This window comes from Cellulosimicrobium sp. G4 BAM 1002, assembly GCF_057126935.1.
Genome location: NZ_CP182109.1, coordinates 3149263 through 3169466, shown reverse-complemented (window position 1 = coordinate 3169466; position 20204 = coordinate 3149263). Strand labels below are relative to the sequence as shown.

General features: G+C 69.0%; 13 protein-coding genes and 3 rRNA genes. 15 read left to right on the top strand and 1 reads right to left on the bottom strand.

All coding sequences use genetic code 11. From position 1 onward, the window contains the following. Window positions 1–48 precede the first annotated feature (48 nt). From ACMXGY_RS14375 to pucL, 12 genes are all read left to right on the top strand, one after another. Window positions 49–849, top strand: a complete 801-nt coding sequence (locus ACMXGY_RS14375) for a LamB/YcsF family protein (protein WP_483773662.1) — start codon at window positions 49–51, stop codon at window positions 847–849. Next, a complete protein-coding gene (locus tag ACMXGY_RS14370; protein ID WP_483773661.1) occupies window positions 846–2606 on the top strand; it encodes a 5-oxoprolinase subunit B/C family protein in 1761 nt (586 codons plus the stop codon). The genes ACMXGY_RS14375 and ACMXGY_RS14370 overlap by 4 nt, the downstream gene beginning before the upstream one ends. Window positions 2607–3191: 585 nt before the next feature. Continuing rightward, window positions 3192–4715, top strand: a 16S ribosomal RNA gene (locus ACMXGY_RS14365). 510 nt (window positions 4716–5225) lie between these two features. Continuing rightward, window positions 5226–8333 (top strand): 23S ribosomal RNA (locus tag ACMXGY_RS14360). A 104-nt stretch (window positions 8334–8437) separates the two neighbouring features. After that, window positions 8438–8554 (top strand): 5S ribosomal RNA (gene rrf / locus ACMXGY_RS14355). The 16S, 23S and 5S rRNA genes sit together here, the layout of an rRNA operon. A gap of 111 nt (window positions 8555–8665) precedes the next feature. Continuing rightward, window positions 8666–8962, top strand: coding sequence for an Asp-tRNA(Asn)/Glu-tRNA(Gln) amidotransferase subunit GatC (gene gatC / locus ACMXGY_RS14350; RefSeq protein WP_483773660.1), 297 nt, complete (start codon window positions 8666–8668; stop codon window positions 8960–8962). After that, window positions 8962–10494 (top strand): Asp-tRNA(Asn)/Glu-tRNA(Gln) amidotransferase subunit GatA, encoded by a 1533-nt coding sequence (gatA, locus tag ACMXGY_RS14345; protein WP_483773659.1) that lies wholly within the window; start codon window positions 8962–8964, stop codon window positions 10492–10494. Before gatC ends, gatA begins: the two co-directional genes overlap by 1 nt. 4 nt (window positions 10495–10498) lie before the next feature. Then, the gene (gatB, locus tag ACMXGY_RS14340; protein ID WP_483773658.1) at window positions 10499–12004 is read left to right on the top strand and encodes an Asp-tRNA(Asn)/Glu-tRNA(Gln) amidotransferase subunit GatB; all 1506 of its coding nucleotides are present in this window, start codon (window positions 10499–10501) and stop codon (window positions 12002–12004) included. 34 nt (window positions 12005–12038) lie between these two features. Next, entirely contained in the window at window positions 12039–12614 is a 576-nt protein-coding gene (locus tag ACMXGY_RS14335) for a GNAT family N-acetyltransferase (RefSeq protein WP_483773657.1), read from the top strand. A gap of 212 nt (window positions 12615–12826) precedes the next feature. Next, complete coding sequence (gene uraD / locus ACMXGY_RS14330; RefSeq protein ID WP_483773656.1) at window positions 12827–13324, top strand: 2-oxo-4-hydroxy-4-carboxy-5-ureidoimidazoline decarboxylase; 498 nt, start codon at window positions 12827–12829, stop codon at window positions 13322–13324. Beyond that, complete coding sequence (uraH, locus tag ACMXGY_RS14325; RefSeq protein ID WP_483773655.1) at window positions 13321–13689, top strand: hydroxyisourate hydrolase; 369 nt, start codon at window positions 13321–13323, stop codon at window positions 13687–13689. The genes uraD and uraH overlap by 4 nt, the downstream gene beginning before the upstream one ends. 1 nt (window position 13690) lies before the next feature. Then, window positions 13691–14632 (top strand): factor-independent urate hydroxylase, encoded by a 942-nt coding sequence (pucL, locus tag ACMXGY_RS14320; RefSeq protein ID WP_483773654.1) that lies wholly within the window; start codon window positions 13691–13693, stop codon window positions 14630–14632. A 75-nt stretch (window positions 14633–14707) separates the two neighbouring features. On the opposite strand, the gene ACMXGY_RS14315 is transcribed toward pucL, so the two are convergent. Beyond that, a complete protein-coding gene (locus ACMXGY_RS14315) occupies window positions 14708–15517 on the bottom strand; it encodes an IclR family transcriptional regulator (protein ID WP_483773653.1) in 810 nt (269 codons plus the stop codon). Between the two features lie 131 nt (window positions 15518–15648). Here ACMXGY_RS14315 and ACMXGY_RS14310 point away from each other — a divergent pair, with 131 nt between their 5' ends. From ACMXGY_RS14310 to ACMXGY_RS14300, 3 genes are read left to right on the top strand one after another with little or no spacing between them, the layout of a single operon-like run. Further along, window positions 15649–17151: an NAD-dependent malic enzyme gene (locus ACMXGY_RS14310; RefSeq protein ID WP_483773652.1), complete on the top strand. Its 1503-nt coding sequence runs from the start codon at window positions 15649–15651 to the stop codon at window positions 17149–17151. A 41-nt stretch (window positions 17152–17192) separates the two neighbouring features. Beyond that, window positions 17193–18848, top strand: coding sequence for a malate synthase A (gene aceB, locus ACMXGY_RS14305; protein WP_483773651.1), 1656 nt, complete (start codon window positions 17193–17195; stop codon window positions 18846–18848). After that, complete coding sequence (locus tag ACMXGY_RS14300) at window positions 18848–20197, top strand: DUF6986 family protein (RefSeq protein ID WP_483773650.1); 1350 nt, start codon at window positions 18848–18850, stop codon at window positions 20195–20197. The genes aceB and ACMXGY_RS14300 overlap by 1 nt, the downstream gene beginning before the upstream one ends. Window positions 20198–20204 lie beyond the last annotated feature (7 nt).

The following is a 20204-nucleotide window of genomic DNA, read 5'->3' as shown; positions in this document are numbered from 1 at the left end:
GCGTGGCCGGGGGAGCCGTCGTCGTCCGGGCTGGGCGATGATGTGGGGGTGACGCGCATCGACCTCAACGCGGACCTCGGCGAGGGCTTCGGCCGCTGGACGCTCGCCGACGACGAGGCGCTGCTCCACCTCGTGACCAGCGCGAACGTGGCGTGCGGCTTCCACGCGGGCGACCCGACGACGATGCGCACGGTCACGCGCGACGCCGTCGCGCACGGGGTGCGGGTCGGAGCGCACGTGAGCTATCGCGACCTCGCCGGGTTCGGGCGACGGTTCATGGACGTCGCCCCGGCCGACCTCGCCGCCGACGTGCTCTACCAGCTCGCCGCGCTCGACGGGATCGCGCGCGTCGCCGGCGACCGCGTGCGTTACGTCAAGCCGCACGGCGCCCTGTACAACGCGATCGTCCACCACGGGGCACAGGCCCGCGCCGTCGTCGACGCGGTCCGCGACTACGACGCGTCGCTCCCCGTGGTCGGCCTGCCCGGGTCCGCGGTCCTCCGGCTCGCGGAGGCCGTCGGCCTGCCGACGGTCCGCGAGGCGTTCGCCGACCGCGGGTACCTCCCGACGGGGGAGCTCGTCCCGCGCGGAGCGGCGGGCGCCGTCCTGCACGACGCCGCGCAGGTCGCCGCCCGCGTCCTCGACCTCGTGACGTCCGGTTCGGTCGTCGCGGTGGACGGCACCTGGCTGCGCGTCGACGCGGACTCGGTGTGCGTGCACTCGGACACGCCCGGCGCCGTCGAGCTGCTCGGCACGGTGCGCCGGTCGCTCGAGGAGGGCGGCGTCGTCGTGCGGGCGTTCGTGGACCCCGCGCCGCCGGAGGCGCCCGACGGCGGCACCGCGGCATGACGCGACCCGTTGGCGTCGTGCACGGCTACGGGGAGTCGGCGCTCCTCGTCGACCTGCCGGACCTCGACGCGGTCCGGTCGCTGCACGGTGCCCTCGCGCGCGACGTGCCGCCCGGCGTGGTCGACGTCGTCCCGGCAGCGCGCACGGTCCTCGTGCGCTGCGCCTCGTCCGCCGACGTCCGGGACGCGCAGGCGTGGGTCGGTGACGCACTGAGACGCGCCGCTCAAACGGAACCGACGGCGGTCGCACCGAGCGGGCCACGCGTCGAGATCCCGGTCGTCTACGACGGCGAGGACCTCGCTGACGTCGCCCGGTGGGCCGGCGTGAGCGTCGAGGAGGTCGTGACCCGGCACGCGGGACGCGAGTACGACGCGGCCTTCGGCGGGTTCGCGCCCGGCTTCACCTACCTCGTCGGCGTCGACCCCGTCATCGCTGCACCGCGCCTCGCGACTCCGCGCACGCACGTGCCGGCAGGGTCTGTCGCACTCGCGGGCGACCTCACCGCCGTCTATCCCGGCGAGTCCCCGGGAGGGTGGCGGCTCCTCGGCTCGACGACGGCGCGCATGTTCGACGTCGACCGCGACCCACCGGCGCTCGTCGCCCCCGGGTCCCGCGTCCGGTTCGTCGCCGGCCGTGCCACCGCGCATCTCTCGCGTGCGGTCGCAGGTACGGACGAGAGAACGGGCCCGGTAGGCACGTCGGGGCCGTCGGGGCCGTCGGGGCCGTCGGGGCCGTCGGGGCCGTCGGGGCCGTCGGGGCCGTCGGGCTCCACGGGCTCGACGGGCTCGGAAGCGCGGTCTCAGGCTGGGTCACCGGGGGCGAGCGACCAGCGGTTCCGCCGACCTGCCGCAGCGGGCGGGCGCACCGCCCCGAGGCGTGCGGTCGAGGTCGTGAGGACCGGGCCGCTCGTGCTCGTCGAGGACGTGGGCCGCCCGGGCCTCGCCGCGATCGGCGTCGGACCGTCGGGGGCGGCGGACCGCTCCTCCCACGATCTCGCGAACCGGCTCGTGGCGAACGGTCCCGACGTCGCGACGCTCGAGGTGACGCTCGGCGGCCTCGTGCTGCGGTTCGCCGGCGACGCCCTCGTGGCGCTCGCCGGGGCGGCGCTGCCCGCGAGCGTGGACGGCACGCCGGTGGGCATGCACGCGCCGGTCCCCGTGCGCGACGGCAGCGTGCTGCGCCTGGGCACCCCGGCCCGGGGTCTGCGCACGTACGTCGCGGTGCGGGGTGGCCTCGCGGCGGACGTCGTGCTCGGGTCCCGCTCGCGAGACGTGCTGGCCGGCATCGGCCCGGCGCCGCTGCGGGCCGGCGACGTGCTCGGGGTCGGGGAGCCGCCGTCGGGGGCGTGGCCCAGCGTCGACGTCGCGCCCGTCCGGTACCCGGCGGGCGAGACCCGGCCGGGGGAGCGCGCGGGCGTGGTGCTGCGGGTCGTCCCGGGCCCGCGGGCCGACTGGTTCTCGACGGGAGCGTGGAACGCGCTGCGGGCGCTGCGGACAGTGACGCCGGACAGCAACCGCGTCGCGCTCCGCCTCGACGGTCAGTCCGTGCCCTGCCGAGCGGGTGAGCTGCCCTCGGAAGGGCTGGTGCGCGGTGCGGTCCAGGTACCGCCGGACGGTCGTCCGGTCGTGTTCCTCGCCGACCGGCCCGTCACCGGGGGATACCCGGTGATCGGCGTGCTGCGCGCGGCCGACGTCGATCGCGCGGCCCAGCTGCGGCCGGGTGACGGCGTGGTGCTGCGGGCGGCTCGACCCGGCTAGAGGCCGTTCGGCGGAGCGCATCGTGCCCGTGCCGAACGCGCGGCGCGCGCCTGTGTCCCGGGTCACCGGGACCCGGCTTGACCGTGCCGCGCAGAGCCGCGTAATCTTCTGGATGTCCGCCCGACAGGGAGGAACAGACACCGACTCGAATGATCGAGGGTGGCTGGTCCCGGGGTCGGACTCCTTCCGTCGCAACGACAGGGCAACCTGGCGTTGCATGCCGGACCCCTCGGTCGTCCACACCGCGCTCACCGCGCGGAGTTGGCAGGCCAGGGAGAACCTGGTAAGGTTGAAGGGTTGCCCCAAGTGAGGTTCTGCCCGGTCGGGTGGTGCTGAGTTGGTGTGTGTCGGTTGTTTGAGAACTCAACAGTGTGCTTGTTAGTCAATGCCATTTTTTGTCCCGTGGCATGGCTGGTCGTCTTGCCCGTTGTGGGTGGGGTGGTTGGTTGTGTCTGGGATTCCTTTGGTTGAATTTCGGAAGATGATGTCATCTTTCGTGTTGATGCCAGTTTTGTGAACCTCTTCGGGGGTTTGCTTCGTATGGATTGTCTGCTGCCGGGTTTGCCTGGTGGTTGGCGTTGTTCATTTACGGAGAGTTTGATCCTGGCTCAGGACGAACGCTGGCGGCGTGCTTAACACATGCAAGTCGAACGATGATGCCCAGCTTGCTGGGTTGATTAGTGGCGAACGGGTGAGTAACACGTGAGTAACCTGCCCCTGACTTTGGGATAACTCCGGGAAACCGGGGCTAATACCGGATATGAGCCGTCCTCGCATGGGGGTGGTTGGAAAGTTTTTCGGTCAGGGATGGGCTCGCGGCCTATCAGCTTGTTGGTGGGGTGATGGCCTACCAAGGCGACGACGGGTAGCCGGCCTGAGAGGGCGACCGGCCACACTGGGACTGAGACACGGCCCAGACTCCTACGGGAGGCAGCAGTGGGGAATATTGCACAATGGGCGCAAGCCTGATGCAGCGACGCCGCGTGAGGGATGAAGGCCTTCGGGTTGTAAACCTCTTTCAGCAGGGAAGAAGCGCAAGTGACGGTACCTGCAGAAGAAGCGCCGGCTAACTACGTGCCAGCAGCCGCGGTAATACGTAGGGCGCAAGCGTTGTCCGGAATTATTGGGCGTAAAGAGCTCGTAGGCGGTTTGTCGCGTCTGGTGTGAAAACTCGAGGCTCAACCTCGAGCTTGCATCGGGTACGGGCAGACTAGAGTGCGGTAGGGGAGACTGGAATTCCTGGTGTAGCGGTGGAATGCGCAGATATCAGGAGGAACACCGATGGCGAAGGCAGGTCTCTGGGCCGCAACTGACGCTGAGGAGCGAAAGCATGGGGAGCGAACAGGATTAGATACCCTGGTAGTCCATGCCGTAAACGTTGGGCACTAGGTGTGGGGCTCATTCCACGAGTTCCGTGCCGCAGCAAACGCATTAAGTGCCCCGCCTGGGGAGTACGGCCGCAAGGCTAAAACTCAAAGGAATTGACGGGGGCCCGCACAAGCGGCGGAGCATGCGGATTAATTCGATGCAACGCGAAGAACCTTACCAAGGCTTGACATGCACGGGAAGCCACCAGAGATGGTGGTCTCTTTGGACACTCGTGCACAGGTGGTGCATGGTTGTCGTCAGCTCGTGTCGTGAGATGTTGGGTTAAGTCCCGCAACGAGCGCAACCCTCGTCCCATGTTGCCAGCGGGTTATGCCGGGGACTCATGGGAGACTGCCGGGGTCAACTCGGAGGAAGGTGGGGATGACGTCAAATCATCATGCCCCTTATGTCTTGGGCTTCACGCATGCTACAATGGCCGGTACAAAGGGCTGCGATACCGTAAGGTGGAGCGAATCCCAAAAAGCCGGTCTCAGTTCGGATTGGGGTCTGCAACTCGACCCCATGAAGTCGGAGTCGCTAGTAATCGCAGATCAGCAACGCTGCGGTGAATACGTTCCCGGGCCTTGTACACACCGCCCGTCAAGTCACGAAAGTCGGTAACACCCGAAGCTCATGGCCCAACCGGTTTACCGGGGGGAGTGGTCGAAGGTGGGACTGGCGATTGGGACTAAGTCGTAACAAGGTAGCCGTACCGGAAGGTGCGGCTGGATCACCTCCTTTCTAAGGAGCTACCAACACTCATCGTCGCCGGCCCTGTGCTGGTGGGTGGGTGTTCAGGTGCCACGCCATCGCCGAACGCGCGTTTGGGTGGTTGCTCATGGGTGGAACATTGACGAAAGAGCGTCGGGTCGTCGCTGGTGCCTAGTACCTGCGTCTGCTGGTCCTTCGGGGCTGGTGGGTGTGGTGGAACGGTGGTGGTGGGGTCGGGCGCTTGTCGAGCACACTGTTGGGTCCTCAGGTCACCGGCCACCGGTTGGTGGGGTGCCTGGTACGGGCCGGTCCTTCGACCACGAACCGCTGTCCTGGTTGTTCGTCGCTGTGCTTCCTTCGGGGGGTGTGGGGGCGGGTGTGCTGGGGTGGTAGGCGGGTCGGGTGGGGTCGGGGTCGTTGGTTGTTTGAGAACTGCACAGTGGACGCGAGCATCTTTGTAAGATCAAGACCTGCTTGCTGGTCGGTCCTTCGGGGTCGTTCTGGTGGGTGTGGTTCTTGGTTTCTGCAGTTTTGTTGTTTGTTGAAGTTTTTAAGGGCACAGGGTGGATGCCTTGGCACTAGGAGCCGAAGAAGGACGTTGTAGCCTGCGATAAGCCTCGGGGAGCTGGCAAACGAGCTGTGATCCGAGGGTGTCCGAATGGGGGAACCCCGCACGAGTCATGTCGTGTGACCCGCACCTGAATATATAGGGTGTGTGGAGGGAACGTCGGGAAGTGAAACATCTCAGTACCGACAGGAAGAGATATTCCGTGAGTAGTGGCGAGCGAAAGCGGATGAGGCCAAACCGGGCGCGTGTTCAAGCTGTCAGGCGTTGCGTGTTCGGGGTTGTGGGACCCTTCTGGTGGATCTGACAGTCTGCCGGGGAGTCAGAAAGTCGCGTCATAGTCGAACCGCATTGAAAGGCGGACCACAGACGGTGCCAGTCCGGTAGACGAAATGGCGTGGCCTCCCGAAGGGGATCCCAAGTAGCACGGGGCCCGAGAAATCTCGTGTGAATCTGGCAAGACCACTTGCTAAGCCTAAATACTACCTAGTGACCGATAGCGGACCAGTACCGTGAGGGAAAGGTGAAAAGTACCCCGGGAGGGGAGTGAAATAGTACCTGAAACCGTGTGCCTACAATCCGTTGGAGCCTCCTTGGTTGGGGTGACAGCGTGCCTTTTGAAGAATGAGCCTGCGAGTTAGTGCTCAGTGGCGAGGTTAACCCGTGTGGGGAAGCCGTAGCGAAAGCGAGTCCGAACAGGGCGATACAGTCGCTGGGTCTAGACCCGAAGCGAAGTGATCTAGCCATGGGCAGGTTGAAGCGCGGGTAAGACCGCGTGGAGGACCGAACCCACCAGGGTTGAAAACCTGGGGGATGACCTGTGGTTAGGGGTGAAAGGCCAATCAAACTTCGTGATAGCTGGTTCTCCCCGAAATGCATTTAGGTGCAGCGTCACGTGTTTCTTGCCGGAGGTAGAGCTACTGGATGGCCGATGGGCCCTACAAGGTTACTGACGTCAGCCAAACTCCGAATGCCGGTAAGTGGAAGCGTGGCAGTGAGACTGCGGGGGATAAGCTCCGTAGTCGAGAGGGAAACAGCCCAGACCACCGGCTAAGGCCCCTAAGCGTGTGCTAAGTGGGAAAGGATGTGGAGTTGCACAGACAACCAGGAGGTTGGCTTAGAAGCAGCCACCCTTGAAAGAGTGCGTAATAGCTCACTGGTCAAGTGATTCCGCGCCGACAATGTAGCGGGGCTCAAGTACACCGCCGAAGCCGTGGCATCTGCGCTCAACTCAGGCCTTCGTGGTCCAGAGGCGCAGGTGGGTAGGGGAGCGTCGTGTGGGCAGTGAAGCCGCGGGGGAACCCAGCGGTGGAGCCCACACGAGTGAGAATGCAGGCATGAGTAGCGAAAGACGGGTGAGAAACCCGTCCGCCGAATGACCAAGGGTTCCAGGGCCAGGTTAATCCGCCCTGGGTAAGTCGGGACCTAAGGCGAGGCCGACAGGCGTAGTCGATGGACAAGGAGTTGATATTCTCCTACCGGCGAAGAACCGCCCATACCGAGCCCGGTGATGCTAACCGTCCGAACGTGCCCACCGACCCTTCGGGGTCAACGGGCACCGGAGCACGGGACCCGAACCGGTAGTAGGTAAGCGTATTAACAGGGGTGACGCAGGAAGGTAGCCCGGCGTGGCGATGGTTGACCACGTCCAAGGCTGTAGGCCGTCTGGTAGGCAAATCCGCCAGGCATACAGGCTGAGAGCTGACGGTGAGCGCGCATGCGCGAACTGGGTGATCCTATGCTGCCAAGAAAAGCCTCGGCGCGAGGTTCTAGCCGCCCGTACCCCAAACCGACTCAGGTGGTCAGGTAGAGAATACCAAGGCGATCGAGCGAATCGTGGTTAAGGAACTCGGCAAAATGCCCCCGTAACTTCGGGAGAAGGGGGGCCCGAAACGTGAACCGACTTGCTCGGGGAGCGTGGACGGCCGCAGAGACCAGGGAGAAGCGACTGTTTACTAAAAACACAGGTCCGTGCGAAGTCGCAAGACGATGTATACGGACTGACGCCTGCCCGGTGCTGGAAGGTTAAGAGGACGGGTCAACCCTTCGGGGTGAAGCTCAGAATTTAAGCCCCAGTAAACGGCGGTGGTAACTATAACCATCCTAAGGTAGCGAAATTCCTTGTCGGGTAAGTTCCGACCTGCACGAATGGCGTAACGACTTCTCCGCTGTCTCAACCGCGAACTCGGCGAAATTGCACTACGAGTAAAGATGCTCGTTACGCGCAGCAGGACGGAAAGACCCCGGGACCTTTACTATAGCTTGGTATTGGTGTTCGGTGCGGTTTGTGTAGGATAGGTGGGAGACTGTGAAGTCCGCACGCCAGTGCGGGTGGAGTCAACGTTGAAATACCACTCTGACCGCTTCGGATGTCTAACCTCGGTCCGTGATCCGGACCAGGGACAGTGCCTGGTGGGTAGTTTAACTGGGGCGGTTGCCTCCTAAAATGTAACGGAGGCGCTCAAAGGTTCCCTCAGCCTGGTTGGCAATCAGGTGTCGAGTGCAAGTGCACAAGGGAGCTTGACTGTGAGACTGACAGGTCGAGCAGGGACGAAAGTCGGAACTAGTGATCCGGCGGTGGCTTGTGGAAGCGCCGTCGCTCAACGGATAAAAGGTACCCCGGGGATAACAGGCTGATCTTGCCCAAGAGTCCATATCGACGGCATGGTTTGGCACCTCGATGTCGGCTCGTCGCATCCTGGGGCTGGAGTAGGTCCCAAGGGTTGGGCTGTTCGCCCATTAAAGCGGTACGCGAGCTGGGTTTAGAACGTCGTGAGACAGTTCGGTCCCTATCCGCTGCGCGCGCAGGAAACTTGAGAAGGGCTGTCCCTAGTACGAGAGGACCGGGACGGACGAACCTCTGGTGTGCCAGTTGTTCCGCCAGGAGCACCGCTGGTTGGCTACGTTCGGAAGGGATAACCGCTGAAAGCATCTAAGCGGGAAGCCTGCTTCAAGATGAGGTTTCCACACCCCTTGCGGGTGAGAGGCACCCAGCAGAACACTGGGTAGATAGGCCGGACGTGGAAGCGGGGACCAACGACCCGTGCAGCTGACCGGTACTAATCAGCCGACAACTTCAACACCCAACACTTTTTGTGCTACGCGTCCACTGTGCGGTTCCCGAACCACCAACACCACACCCCCACACACAGGGGGTCACCCGTGAGTGTTGACAGGTTCACAGCGTTACGGCGGTCACAGCGAAGGGGAAACGCCCGGTCCCATACCGAACCCGGAAGCTAAGCCCTTCAGCGCCGATGGTACTGCCCTGGAGACGGGGTGGGAGAGTAGGACGCCGCCGGACAACCCTTCACCGAAGGCCCACCCCACCGGGGTGGGCCTTCGGCATTTCTACGACCAGCTCGGATCACGGGCGTCGGCTTCCCGGTTGCCCGACCCCACTAGAATGGCGAGCATGTCCACCATCTCTCGTGACGAGGTCGCGCGCGTCGCCGCGCTGGCCCGCATCGATCTGCGACCCGAGGAGCTGGACCGGCTCGCCGGCGAGCTCGACGTGATCGTCGACGCCATCGCCAAGGTCAGCGAGGTCGCGACGCCCGACGTCCCTGCGACGAGCCACCCGCTCCCACTGACGAACGTCTTCCGGGACGACATCCCGCAGCCTGCGCTGCCCGTGGCGGACGTGCTCGCCGGGGCGCCGTCGGCCGAGGACGGCCGATTCGCCGTCCCGCAGATCCTCGGGGAGGAATGATGACCGACGACCTGACGCGGCTGTCCGCCGCGGACCTCGCCGACCGCCTGCGCTCGGGAGAGGTGAGCAGCGTCGAGGCGACGCAGGCGCATCTCGACCGCATCGCCGGCATCGACAGCGTCGTGAACGCCTTCCTGTACGTGAACACTGACGAGGCGCTCGAGACGGCCGGTGCCGTCGACGCCCGCCGTGCCGCCGGTGAGGAGCTGCACCCGCTCGCGGGTGTGCCGATCGCGGTCAAGGACGTCGTCGTGACGCAGGGCATGCCGACGACGGCAGGGTCCAAGATCCTCGAGGGGTGGATCCCGCCCTACGACGCGACGCTCGTCGAGAAGATCCGTGCCGCGGGCCTGCCGATCCTCGGCAAGACGAACATGGACGAGTTCGCCATGGGCTCCTCCACCGAGCACTCGGCGTACGGCAACACGCGGAACCCGTGGGACCTCGACCGGATCCCCGGTGGCTCCGGCGGCGGTTCCGCGGCCGCGGTGGCCGCCTTCGAGGCTCCGCTCGCGATCGGTACGGATACCGGCGGATCGATCCGTCAGCCCGGTGCCGTGACCGGCACCGTGGGCGTCAAGCCGACGTACGGCGGGGTGTCCCGCTACGGGCTCATCGCGATGGCGTCGTCGCTGGACCAGGCCGGTCCGGTGACGCGCACGGTCCTTGACTCCGCGCTCCTGCACGAGCTGATCGGCGGTCCGGACCGGCGCGACTCGACGTCCATCCCCGAGGCGCTTCCCGCGATCGTCGAGGCGGCGCGCCAGGGCGCGACGGGCGACCTGAGGGGCGTGCGCGTCGGCGTCGTCAAGGAGCTGAGCGGCGAGGGCTACCAAGAGGGCGTCAGCGCCCGGTTCGCCCAGTCGCTCGACCTGCTGCGGGGCCTCGGAGCGGAGATCGTCGAGGTCTCCTGCCCGCACTTCGAGTACGCGCTCGGCGCGTACTACCTCATCATGCCGAGCGAGGCGTCGAGCAACCTCGCGAAGTTCGACGGGATGCGCTTCGGCCTGCGCGTCGAGCCCAAGGACGGTCCGGTGACGGCCGAGCGCGTCATGGCCGCGACCCGTGGTGCTGGGTTCGGCGACGAGGTGAAGCGCCGCATCATCCTCGGCACCTACGCGCTCTCCGCGGGCTACTACGACGCCTACTACGGCAGCGCGCAGAAGGTCCGCACGCTCATCCAGCGCGACTTCGCGGCGGCGTTCGCGCAGGCGGACGTGCTCGTCTCCCCGACGGCGCCGACGACGGCGTTCCGGTTCGGCGAGAAGCTCGACGACCCGCTCGCGATGTACCTCAACGACGTCGCGACCATCCCGGCGAACCTCGCCGGCGTGCCGGGCATGTCCGTGCCCGCGGGCCTGTCGGACGACGGCCTGCCCGTCGGCTTCCAGATCCTCGCGCCGGCCAAGGCCGACGACCGCATGTACCGGGTGGGCGCCGCGCTCGAGGCCGCGCTCGAGAGCGCGTGGGGCGGGCCGCTGCTCGACCGCGCGCCCGCGCTGCCCACGGCAACGACCGAGCTGGAGGGCTGACCGGATGACCGCCACGACCACCGACCTCGTCGACTACGCCGACGCCACGCGACGCTACGACCCCGTCATCGGGATCGAGGTGCACGTCGAGCTCGGCACGCTGACCAAGATGTTCTGCTCGGCCGAGGTGAGCTTCGGCGGCGAGCCGAACACCCAGGTGACCCCCGTCTCGCTGGGTCTCCCCGGCGCGCTGCCCGTCGTCAACGGCAAGGCCGTCGAGTACGCGATCCGCATCGGTCTCGCGCTCAACTGCCAGATCGCCGAGACGTGCCGCTTCGCGCGCAAGAACTACTTCTACCCGGACGTCCCGAAGAACTTCCAGACCTCGCAGTACGACGAGCCCATCGCGTACGACGGTTGGATCGACGTCGAGCTCGAGGACGGCACGGTCTTCCGCGTCGAGATCGAGCGCGCGCACATGGAGGAGGACGCGGGCAAGAACACGCACGTCGGCGGCGCCACCGGACGCATCCACGGTGCGGAGTACTCGCTCGTCGACTACAACCGCGCCGGCATCCCGCTCGTCGAGATCGTCACGCGGCCCATCACGGGTGCGGGGGACCGCGCCCCCGAGGTCGCGCGCGCCTACGTGCAGACGCTCCGCGACATCTTCCGCGCGCTCGACGTGTCGGAGGCACGGATGGAGCGCGGCAACGTGCGCGCCGACGTGAACCTCTCGCTGCGACCGACCCCCGACTCCCCGCTGGGCACCCGGACGGAGACGAAGAACGTCAACTCCTTCCGGTCCGTCGAGCGCGCCGTGCGGTACGAGGTCTCGCGACAGGCCGCCGTGCTCGACGCCGGTGGCACCGTGATCCAGGAGACCCGGCACTGGCACGAGGACACCGGCGTCACGACGTCGGGCCGCGTGAAGTCCGACGCCGAGGACTACCGCTACTTCCCGGAGCCCGACCTCGTCCCGGTGGCACCGCCACGTGAGTGGGTCGAGGAGATCCGGGCCGGGCTGCCGGAGCTGCCGGTCGCCCGCCGTCGTCGCCTGCAGGGGGAGTGGGGCTACGCCGACGCGGAGATGCGCGACGTCGTGAACGCCGGCGCGATCGACCTCATCGAGGCGACCGTCGCGGCGGGCTCGAGCCCCGCCGGGGCGCGCAAGTGGTGGATGGGCGAGCTGGCTCGACGTGCCAAGCTGGCTGAGCAGGACCTCACAGCATTCCCGATCACGCCCGCGCAGATCGCCGAGCTCCAGGGGCTCGTCGACGCCGGCCGGATCAACGACAAGCTCGCGCGCCAGGTGCTCGACGGCGTGCTCGCCGGCGAGGGCGACCCGGAGCAGGTCGTGGTCGCTCGGGGCCTCGAGGTCGTGTCCGACGACGGCGCGCTGCTCGCCGCGATCGACGACGCCCTCGCGGCCCAGCCGGACGTCGTCGAGAAGGTGCGCGGGGGCAACCTCGGGCCCGTCGGTGCGATCATCGGCGCGGTCATGAAGGCGACGCGCGGCCAGGCCGACGCGGGGCGCGTGCGCGAGCTCGTCCTCGAGCGGATCGGCTGACGCCGTGACGCGGGGGCCGGTTCTGCTCGGCGAGATGGTTCGCCTGCGCCCGATCGAGGCGCGGGACGCCGCCCGGATGTGGGAGTCTCTCCAGGACCCCGAGTCGAACAGGCTCACGGGCACCACGGCGACGTTCACGCGCGAGCAGATCGACGAGTGGGCGGCGACGATCAGCGACCGGGACGGCCGTCTCGACTGGTCGATCACGCCCGGTGCCGTGCGCGACGGCGTGCCCGTCAGCGACGAGATGATCGGCGAGATCGTGCTCAACGACCTCGACGAGGACGCTCGATCGGCGAACCTGCGTCTCGCGCTCCTGCCCAATTACCGGGGGCGGGGCTACGGGCGTGAGGCGATCTTCGAGGTGCTGAGGTTCGCGTTCGAGGGTGCGACCGACGTCGACGGCGTGCGGCACGAGGGGCCGCACCTGCACCGCGTGAGCCTCGACGTGCTGAGCATCAACCCGCGGGCCCGCATGCTCTACGAGTCGTTGGGCTTCCGTGAGGAGGGCCGCCTGCGCGACGTCTACCGGGACGGGGACGGCTGGGCGGACGCGACCGTGATGAGCATCCTGGAGGACGAGTTCCGCGCGGGCATCGGCTCCTCCTGATGTCCCGAGACGAAGGGCCTGGCAGCACACGCTGCCGGGCCCTTCGTCGTCCCCGCCGGCGGTGACGCGGGGCGACGGCCGCTGCGGTGGCCGGTTGACATTCCCGAGGCACCCCGCGTACATTCATTAGACGGAAACATACTTCCGCAATATGGAACCCAAGTGCCAGGACGTCGTCGTCCCGGCATCGACCTCGAGAGGGACGCGCGGCGATGACGCTGGACGAGCTCAACCGGTTGGCCCCGCAGGACGCACGGGCCGCACTGCTGGCGTGCGCGCACGTGGAGCGGTGGGCCGACGAGGTCGTGGCGCGCCGCCCGTTCGCGAGCGTCGACGCCGCGTCGGACGCCGCGCTCGACGCTGCCGACCCGTGGACCGACGCCGAGATCGACGCCGCCCTCGCGCGCCACCCGCGGATCGGGGAGCGAGCCCAAGGAGACGACGCGGACGCCGGCATGTCGCGGTCCGAGCAGGCCGGGGTCGACACGACGGACGGAGACGTCGCGCGTCGCCTCGCCGAGGGCAACCGCGCGTACGAGGAGAAGTTCGGTCACGTGTTCCTCATCAGAGCTGCGGGTCGGAGCGCCGAGGAGATCCTCGAGCAGCTCACGCAGCGCCTGCGCAACGACGCCGACACCGAGCGGGTCAACGCCGCCCGCAACCTGCGCGAGATTGCCGCGCTCCGGCTGAGGGGGATGCTGTCCGCATGAGCACCCACGCCAGCCACATCACCACGCACGTACTCGACGCGGCCAGCGGTAGGCCCGCCGAGGGGATCACGGTCCGCCTGGAGGCGGCTCCCGAGATCGCGGACAGGACGACGGGGCAGGGCTGGTCCCTGGTGGCGTCCTCCCGCACGAACGACGACGGTCGGGTGCCCGAGCTCGGGCCGAAGACCCTCGTCCCCGGTACGTACCGGCTCGTGTTCGACACGGCCGAGTACTTCGACCGGCGAGACACCGTGTCCTTCTACCCGGAGGTCGTCATCGTCTTCCGGGTGGCGAGCGCTGAGCAGCACTACCACGTCCCCGTCCTGCTCAGCCCGTTCGCCTACTCGACCTATCGAGGGAGCTGACATGAGCGAGACCCTGACCACGGCCGAGCAGACGGCCGCCACGCAGAGCGGCGGGGCGATCGTCCTCGGGGACAACCAGTGGGGCAAGGCGGAGGTGCGCCTCGTGCGCGTCGACCGGTCGACCCCGCGACACGAGATCACGGACCTCAACGTCTCCTCGCAGCTGCGGGGCGGGCAGGAGGCCACGCACCGGGAGGGCGACAACTCGAAGTGCGTCGCCACCGACACCCAGAAGAACACGATCTACGCGTTCGCCCGTGACGGCGTGGGCGCGATCGAGGAGTTCGCGATCCGCCTCGGGCAGCACTTCGTCGAGGACTTCGAGTGGATCGAGGGCGGTCGCTGGGAGATCGAGCAGTACTCCTGGAACCGCATCGAGACCGCGGACGGCGAGCACGACCACGCGTTCGTCCGGAACAACCAGGAGACCCGCACGACGGTCGTCCAGCGCGACGGCGACGAGGTCTTCGTCGTGTCGGGGCTCACCGACCTCGTCGTGCTCAAGTCGACGGGCTCGGAGTTCCACGGGTTCCCGCGCGACCGGTACACGACCCTCGTCGAGACGAACGACCGCATCCTCGCGACGTCCGTGACCTCCCGGTGGCGCTACACCACGACCGACGTCGACTTCGACGCCGTGTACGCGAAGGTGCGTGCGATCCAGCTCGAGGCGTTCGCGACGACGCACTCGCTCGCGCTCCAGCAGTCGCTGTTCGCGATGGGCAAGGCGGTGCTCGAGGCGGTCCCGGAGATCGCGGAGATCAAGTTCTCGATGCCGAACAAGCACCACTTCCTCGTGGACCTCGCACCGTTCGGCCTGGACAACCCCAACGAGGTCTTCTACGCGGCCGACCGCCCGTACGGCCTCATCGAGGCGACCGTCCAGCGTGAGGGCGTCCCGGCCGAGCCGCGCGCCTGGGCGACCGTCACCGGCTTCTGCTGAGTCGCCGGGACCATGACGGACGGACGCGCCCTGGCCGACCGCGGAGCAGACGCGGCGGGCCAGGGCGCGCCCGTCTCAGGGCGCGGCGGTGATGAGCTCGCGGGTCAGCTCGTTCGCGACCCGGTGCAGCACCGGCACGGCCCGGTCGCCGAACTCGTACGTCACCCGGGCCGCGGGGCCCGAGACGGAGAGCGCCGTGGGTGTCGGGGCGTCGGGCACCGCGACCGCGAAGCAGCGCACGCCGAGCTCCTGCTCGCCGTCGTCGATCGCGTACCCGCGCTCGCGGGTCGCGGCCAGCTCCACGAGGAGCGCGTCCACGTCGGTGATCGACTGGTCCGTGGCGGGGGGCATCCCGACGCGGCCCATGATCTCGCGCACGGTCTGGTCCGGGAGCTGGGCGAGCACGGCCTTGCCGACGCCCGTGCAGTGGGTGAAGACGCGGCGCCCGACCTCGGTGAACATCCGCATCGAGTGGCTCGACGACGCCTGGGCGACGTAGACGGCCATGTCCCGGTCGATCATCGCGAGGTTGGCGGACTCGCCGAGCTCGCGGGCGAGCTGCTCCAGGTAGGGGCGGGCGCCGGCGCCGAGCTGGCGCCCCGCCGACTCGCCGAGCCGGATGAGTCGCGGGCCGAGCGTGTACCGACGCGACGGCGTCTGACGGACGTACCCCTGGGCGAGCAGCGTGCGGAGCAGCCGGTGGATCGTCGGCAGCGGCAGGCCGGCGTGCTGGGCGAGCTCGCTGAGCCCGGACTCACCACCGAAGTCGGCGAGCAGCTCGAGCAGCTCGATCGCGCGGTCCACGGACTGCACGCCACCCGCGGGCCGCGCGGCACGGGCCTCCGTCGGCTCCGTCGGCTCCGTCGCCGCCGAGGTCTCGGCCATCTCACCATCTCCTGTCCACCAGGTGCCGCCCGACGGGCCGGGCACCTCGCCTCAGGAACGCGGGGACTCCCCGACGTTCCACTTCCGCATCACGGAAGCCACGCATCAGCATACGAGAAGAAGGAACGACCATGACGTCCGAACACCAGGCCGGCGCACCGGCGACGCCCAGCTCCCCGACCGCTGCGCCGTCGGCGACCAGCCCCAGCTACTCCATCACGCTCCGCGTCGAGGCCCCGAGCGGGCACCGGACGGCGAGCGACCTCGTCGCGGCCGTCAGCGCGACGGGTGCGGCGATCACGGGCGTCGACGTCTCGGAGTCCGGCGCGGACGTCCTCGTCGTCGACATCACGGCCGACACGGTGGACGCGGCGCACGTCGAGCGGATCCGCGACGCACTGGGCGCGCTCGAGGGCATCGTCGTGCGGCACGTGAGCGACGCGACCTTCCTCATGCACCTGGGCGGCAAGCTCGAGGTCAACCCGAAGGTCCCGCTGCGCCACCGCGCCGACCTCGCCCGCGCCTACACGCCGGGCGTAGCGCGCGTGTGCCTCGCGATCGCGGAGCGTCCCGAGGACGCGCGCCGGCTCACGGTGAAGCGCAACACGGTCGCCGTCGTCACGGACGGCACGGCGGTGCTCGGTCTCGGCGACATCGGCCCGGCGGCGGCGCTGCCCGTCATGGAGGGCAAGGCCGCGCTGTTCAAGCAGTTCGCCGGGGTCGACGCGTGGCCGGTGTGCCTCGACACGACCGACACCGAGGAGATCATCCGCACGGTCAAGGTCATCGCTCCCGTGTACGGGGGGATCAACCTCGAGGACATCTCGGCGCCGCGGTGCTTCGAGATCGAGCGCCGCCTGCGCGACGAGCTCGACATCCCGGTGTTCCACGACGACCAGCACGGGACCGCGATCGTCGTCCTCGCCGCCCTGACCAACGCGCTGCGCGTCGTCGGCAAGGCGATCGAGGACGTGCGCATCGCCGTCTCGGGCGTCGGCGCGGCGGGGTCCGCGATCATCTCGCTGCTGCAGGGACAGGGGGCACAGCACATCGTGGCCTTCGACCGTCACGGCGCGATCCACGCCGGCGCCAACCTCACCGACGAGCACCGCCGTCGTCTCGCGGAGACGACCAACGCCGAGGGCTTCACGGGCACGCTGCGCGAGGGGCTCGCGGGCGCGGACGTCTTCATCGGGGTCTCCGGGCCGAACATCCTCACGGGCGACGACATCGCCACGATGGCCGACGACGCGATCGTGTTCGCGCTCGCCAACCCCACGCCTGAGGTCGACCCGATCGCCGCGGCGCAGCACGCGACCGTCGTCGCGACGGGTCGCAGCGACTTCCCCAACCAGATCAACAACGTGCTCGCGTTCCCGGGCCTCTTCCGCGGCCTGCTGGACGTCGGCGCGAGCGAGATCACCGACGAGATGCTGCGTGTCGCGGCGGTCGCGATCGCGGACGCCGTCGCCCCCGCCGAGCTCAGCGCGAGCTACATCGTGCCGAGCGTGTTCGAGCCGGCCGTCGCGCCCGCCGTGGCGCGGGCCGTCGCCGAGGTCGCGGAGCGCGCCCGGTCGGAGCAGGCTCAGGGAAGCACGACGGGTCACCACGCCGGGTCGGCGCCGAGGGCCTGAGCACGTTCCCCGGCACCCCCGCCCGCAGAAAGGACACCACCATGACCACCACCACGGCCGTCACCGTCCACGGACCCGACGTCGAGCGGTCCGACGAGATCCTCACGCCCGAGGCGCTCGACTTCGTCGCGGACCTCCAGCGCCGCTTCGGCGCCCGCCGCGACGAGCTGCTCGCCGCGCGCGCCGCGCGTCGTGAGGAGGTCGCCCGGACGGGCCGCCTCGACTTCCTGCCCGAGACCGCCGACGTGCGGGCGGGCGACTGGACGGTCGCGGGCGCCCCGGCGGACCTCGTCGACCGTCGCGTCGAGATCACCGGCCCCCCGACGCCCAAGATGGCGATCAACGCGCTCAACTCGGGGGCGAAGGTGTGGCTCGCGGACCTCGAGGACGCGTCGACGCCGCACTGGAGCAACGTCGTCGGCGGCCAGGTCGCGCTGCACGACGCGACGCGTCGCACGCTCGCCTTCGCGTCGCCGGAGGGCAAGCAGTACGCGCTGCGTCCCGAGACCGACGGCGACCGCCTCGCGGTCATGGTGGTGCGCCCGCGTGGGTGGCACTTCGACGAGGTGCACCTGACGGTGGACGGGACGCCCGCCGTGGGCGCGCTCGTCGACTTCGGGCTGCACTTCTTCCACAACGCGGCCGAGCTCCTCGCGCAGGGGTCCGGGCCGTACTACTACCTGCCGAAGATGGAGTCCCACCTCGAGGCGCGCCTGTGGGACGAGGTCTTCACGCATGCCGAGGCGTCGCTCGGCATCCCGCACGGGACGATCCGCGCGACGGTGCTCATCGAGACGATCCCGGCCGCGTTCGAGATGGAGGAGATCCTTTACGAGCTGCGCGACCACGCGTCGGGCCTCAACGCGGGGCGCTGGGACTACCTGTTCTCGATGATCAAGTACTTCCGCGACTCGGGGCCCTCGTTCACGCTGCCGGACCGCGGGGCGATCACGATGACCGCACCCTTCATGCGCGCGTACACGGAGCTGCTCGTGTCGACCTGCCACCGGCGGGGCGCGTTCGCGATGGGCGGCATGGCCGCCGTCATCCCGAACCGCCGCGAGCCCGAGGTGACGGCGCAGGCGTTCGAGAAGGTCCGCGCTGATAAGCAGCGCGAGGCCGGCGACGGGTTCGACGGCTCGTGGGTCGCGCACCCGGACCTCGTCCCCGTGTGCCGCGAGGTGTTCGACGGCGTGCTCGGCGACCGGCCGAACCAGCTCGACAAGCAGCGTCCCGACGTCCACGTCACGGCCGAGCAGCTCCTCGACGTGTCGTCCGCGCAGGGCGACGTGACGGAAGCCGGGCTGCGCAACAACCTCTACGTGTCCGTCGCGTACGTCGCGGCCTGGCTCGCGGGCAACGGCGCGGTCGCGATCCACAACCTCATGGAGGACGCCGCCACCGCGGAGATCTCGCGCTCGCAGGTGTGGCAGTGGGTGCGCTCGGGCGCGACGTTCACGGCGGGCGACGGCGCCGGCACGGCGATCACGGCTGACCTGGTCCGCACGCTCCTGCGCGAGGAGGCCGCCCGGCTGCGCGACGACGTCGGGCACGAGGTGTACGACGCCGGTCCCTACGACCGCGCCGCAGCGCTGGTCGAGGACATCGCGCTGAACGAGCACTACGTCGACTTCCTGACGCTCCCCGCGTACGAGGACGTCGTCGCGCACGAGGCGGGGACGGGAGGCACGGCCTGATGCCGGCGCGGTTCGACGAGGACGGCGTCGCGGAGCTGCACGCGACGCTCGACGGGCTGCTCGCGCCCTGGGACGCGGAGCTCGAGGCGCGCTATCCCGGCGACGACGGCTCGCGCCAGCCCGTGCACACGGTCTACGTGCCGGGCGACCGGTACACCGCGGGGCTCGCGCCCGAGTGGGCGGCGCGGGCGCGCGCGTCGGTCGACGTTGCGGGCGGGTCGGTGGACGGCGTGCGACGCCTCGTGGACCTGCTGGGGGTCGGGGCCCCCGAGCGTGCCGGTGACCTCGCCGACGCCGTCGCCGATCGCGTGCGCGCCAAGCTCGCGGTCGAGGCGATCGAGGACCTGCGCATCGACTTCGAGGACGGGTTCGGCGACCGGGGTGACGCCGCCGAGGACGCCGCCGTCGTCACGGCGGCGCGCGAGCTCGCGCGCGCCGAGGCGCAGGGGACCGCGACGCCGTTCAGCGGGATCCGGATCAAGTGTCTCGAGGCGGCGACGCGACGGCGCGGCGTGCGCACGCTCGCGCTCTTCGTCGCCGAGCTCGTCGCGGCCCGCGGCTCGCTCGTCCCGGAGCACGGTGCGGCGGCGCTGCCCGACGGCTTCGTCGTCACCCTGGCCAAGGTCACCGCGCCGCAGCAGGTCGAGGCGATGGCGCTCGCGTGCGAGCGCGTCGAGGACGCGAACGGTCTGCGACCGGGCAGCCTGCGGTTCGAGGTGCAGGTCGAGACGCCACAGGCCGTGCTCGCGGCGGACGGCACGGCGACCGTCGCGCGGCTCGTGCACGCCGCACCGGGTCGCGTCACCGCTCTGCACTACGGCACGTACGACTACTCGGCGTCGCTCGGCATCGCCGCGGCCTACCAGTCGATGGAGCACCCCGCGGCCGACCACGCGAAGGCGGTCATGCAGCTCGCGGTCGCGGGCACGGGCGTGCGGCTGTCGGACGGGTCGACGAACGTCCTGCCCGTCGGAGACCCGGAGGCCGTCGACGCCGCGTGGCGACTGCACGGTCGCCTCGTGCGCCGCTCGCTCGAGCGCGGCTACTACCAGGGCTGGGACCTGCACCCCGCGCAGCTGCCGAGCCGGTTCGCGGCGACCTACGCATTCTACCGCGAGGGCGCGGCCTCGGCGCTCGCACGGCTCGCGGCCTACGTGGGGTTCGTGCCCGACGGCGGCGGCGTCCTCGACGAGCCGGCCACGGCCAAGGCGATGGCCTGGTTCCTGGGCCGCGGTGTCGACTGCGGCGCGCTCACCGAGGTCGAGGTACGCACCGCCACCGGTCTCGACCGCGCGGGTCTCGACGCCGTGCGCGTCTCGGGCCACGCCCCGCAGCCGGTCGCGGGCTGACGCCCTC

What these genes read in the sequence shown, in the direction of transcription:
- pucL (WP_483773654.1), top strand. Translation starts at nt 13,691, where the DNA reads ATGAGCGAGACCCTGACCACGGCCGAGCAGACGGCCGCCACGCAGAGC.
- gatC (WP_483773660.1), top strand. Translation starts at nt 8,666, where the DNA reads ATGTCCACCATCTCTCGTGACGAGGTCGCGCGCGTCGCCGCGCTGGCC.
- ACMXGY_RS14335 (WP_483773657.1), top strand. Translation starts at nt 12,039, where the DNA reads ATGGTTCGCCTGCGCCCGATCGAGGCGCGGGACGCCGCCCGGATGTGG.
- ACMXGY_RS14315 (WP_483773653.1), bottom strand. Translation starts at nt 15,517, where the DNA reads ATGGCCGAGACCTCGGCGGCGACGGAGCCGACGGAGCCGACGGAGGCC.
- gatA (WP_483773659.1), top strand. Translation starts at nt 8,962, where the DNA reads ATGACCGACGACCTGACGCGGCTGTCCGCCGCGGACCTCGCCGACCGC.
- gatB (WP_483773658.1), top strand. Translation starts at nt 10,499, where the DNA reads ATGACCGCCACGACCACCGACCTCGTCGACTACGCCGACGCCACGCGA.
- ACMXGY_RS14310 (WP_483773652.1), top strand. Translation starts at nt 15,649, where the DNA reads ATGACGTCCGAACACCAGGCCGGCGCACCGGCGACGCCCAGCTCCCCG.
- aceB (WP_483773651.1), top strand. Translation starts at nt 17,193, where the DNA reads ATGACCACCACCACGGCCGTCACCGTCCACGGACCCGACGTCGAGCGG.
- uraD (WP_483773656.1), top strand. Translation starts at nt 12,827, where the DNA reads ATGACGCTGGACGAGCTCAACCGGTTGGCCCCGCAGGACGCACGGGCC.
- uraH (WP_483773655.1), top strand. Translation starts at nt 13,321, where the DNA reads ATGAGCACCCACGCCAGCCACATCACCACGCACGTACTCGACGCGGCC.
- ACMXGY_RS14300 (WP_483773650.1), top strand. Translation starts at nt 18,848, where the DNA reads ATGCCGGCGCGGTTCGACGAGGACGGCGTCGCGGAGCTGCACGCGACG.
- ACMXGY_RS14370 (WP_483773661.1), top strand. Translation starts at nt 846, where the DNA reads ATGACGCGACCCGTTGGCGTCGTGCACGGCTACGGGGAGTCGGCGCTC.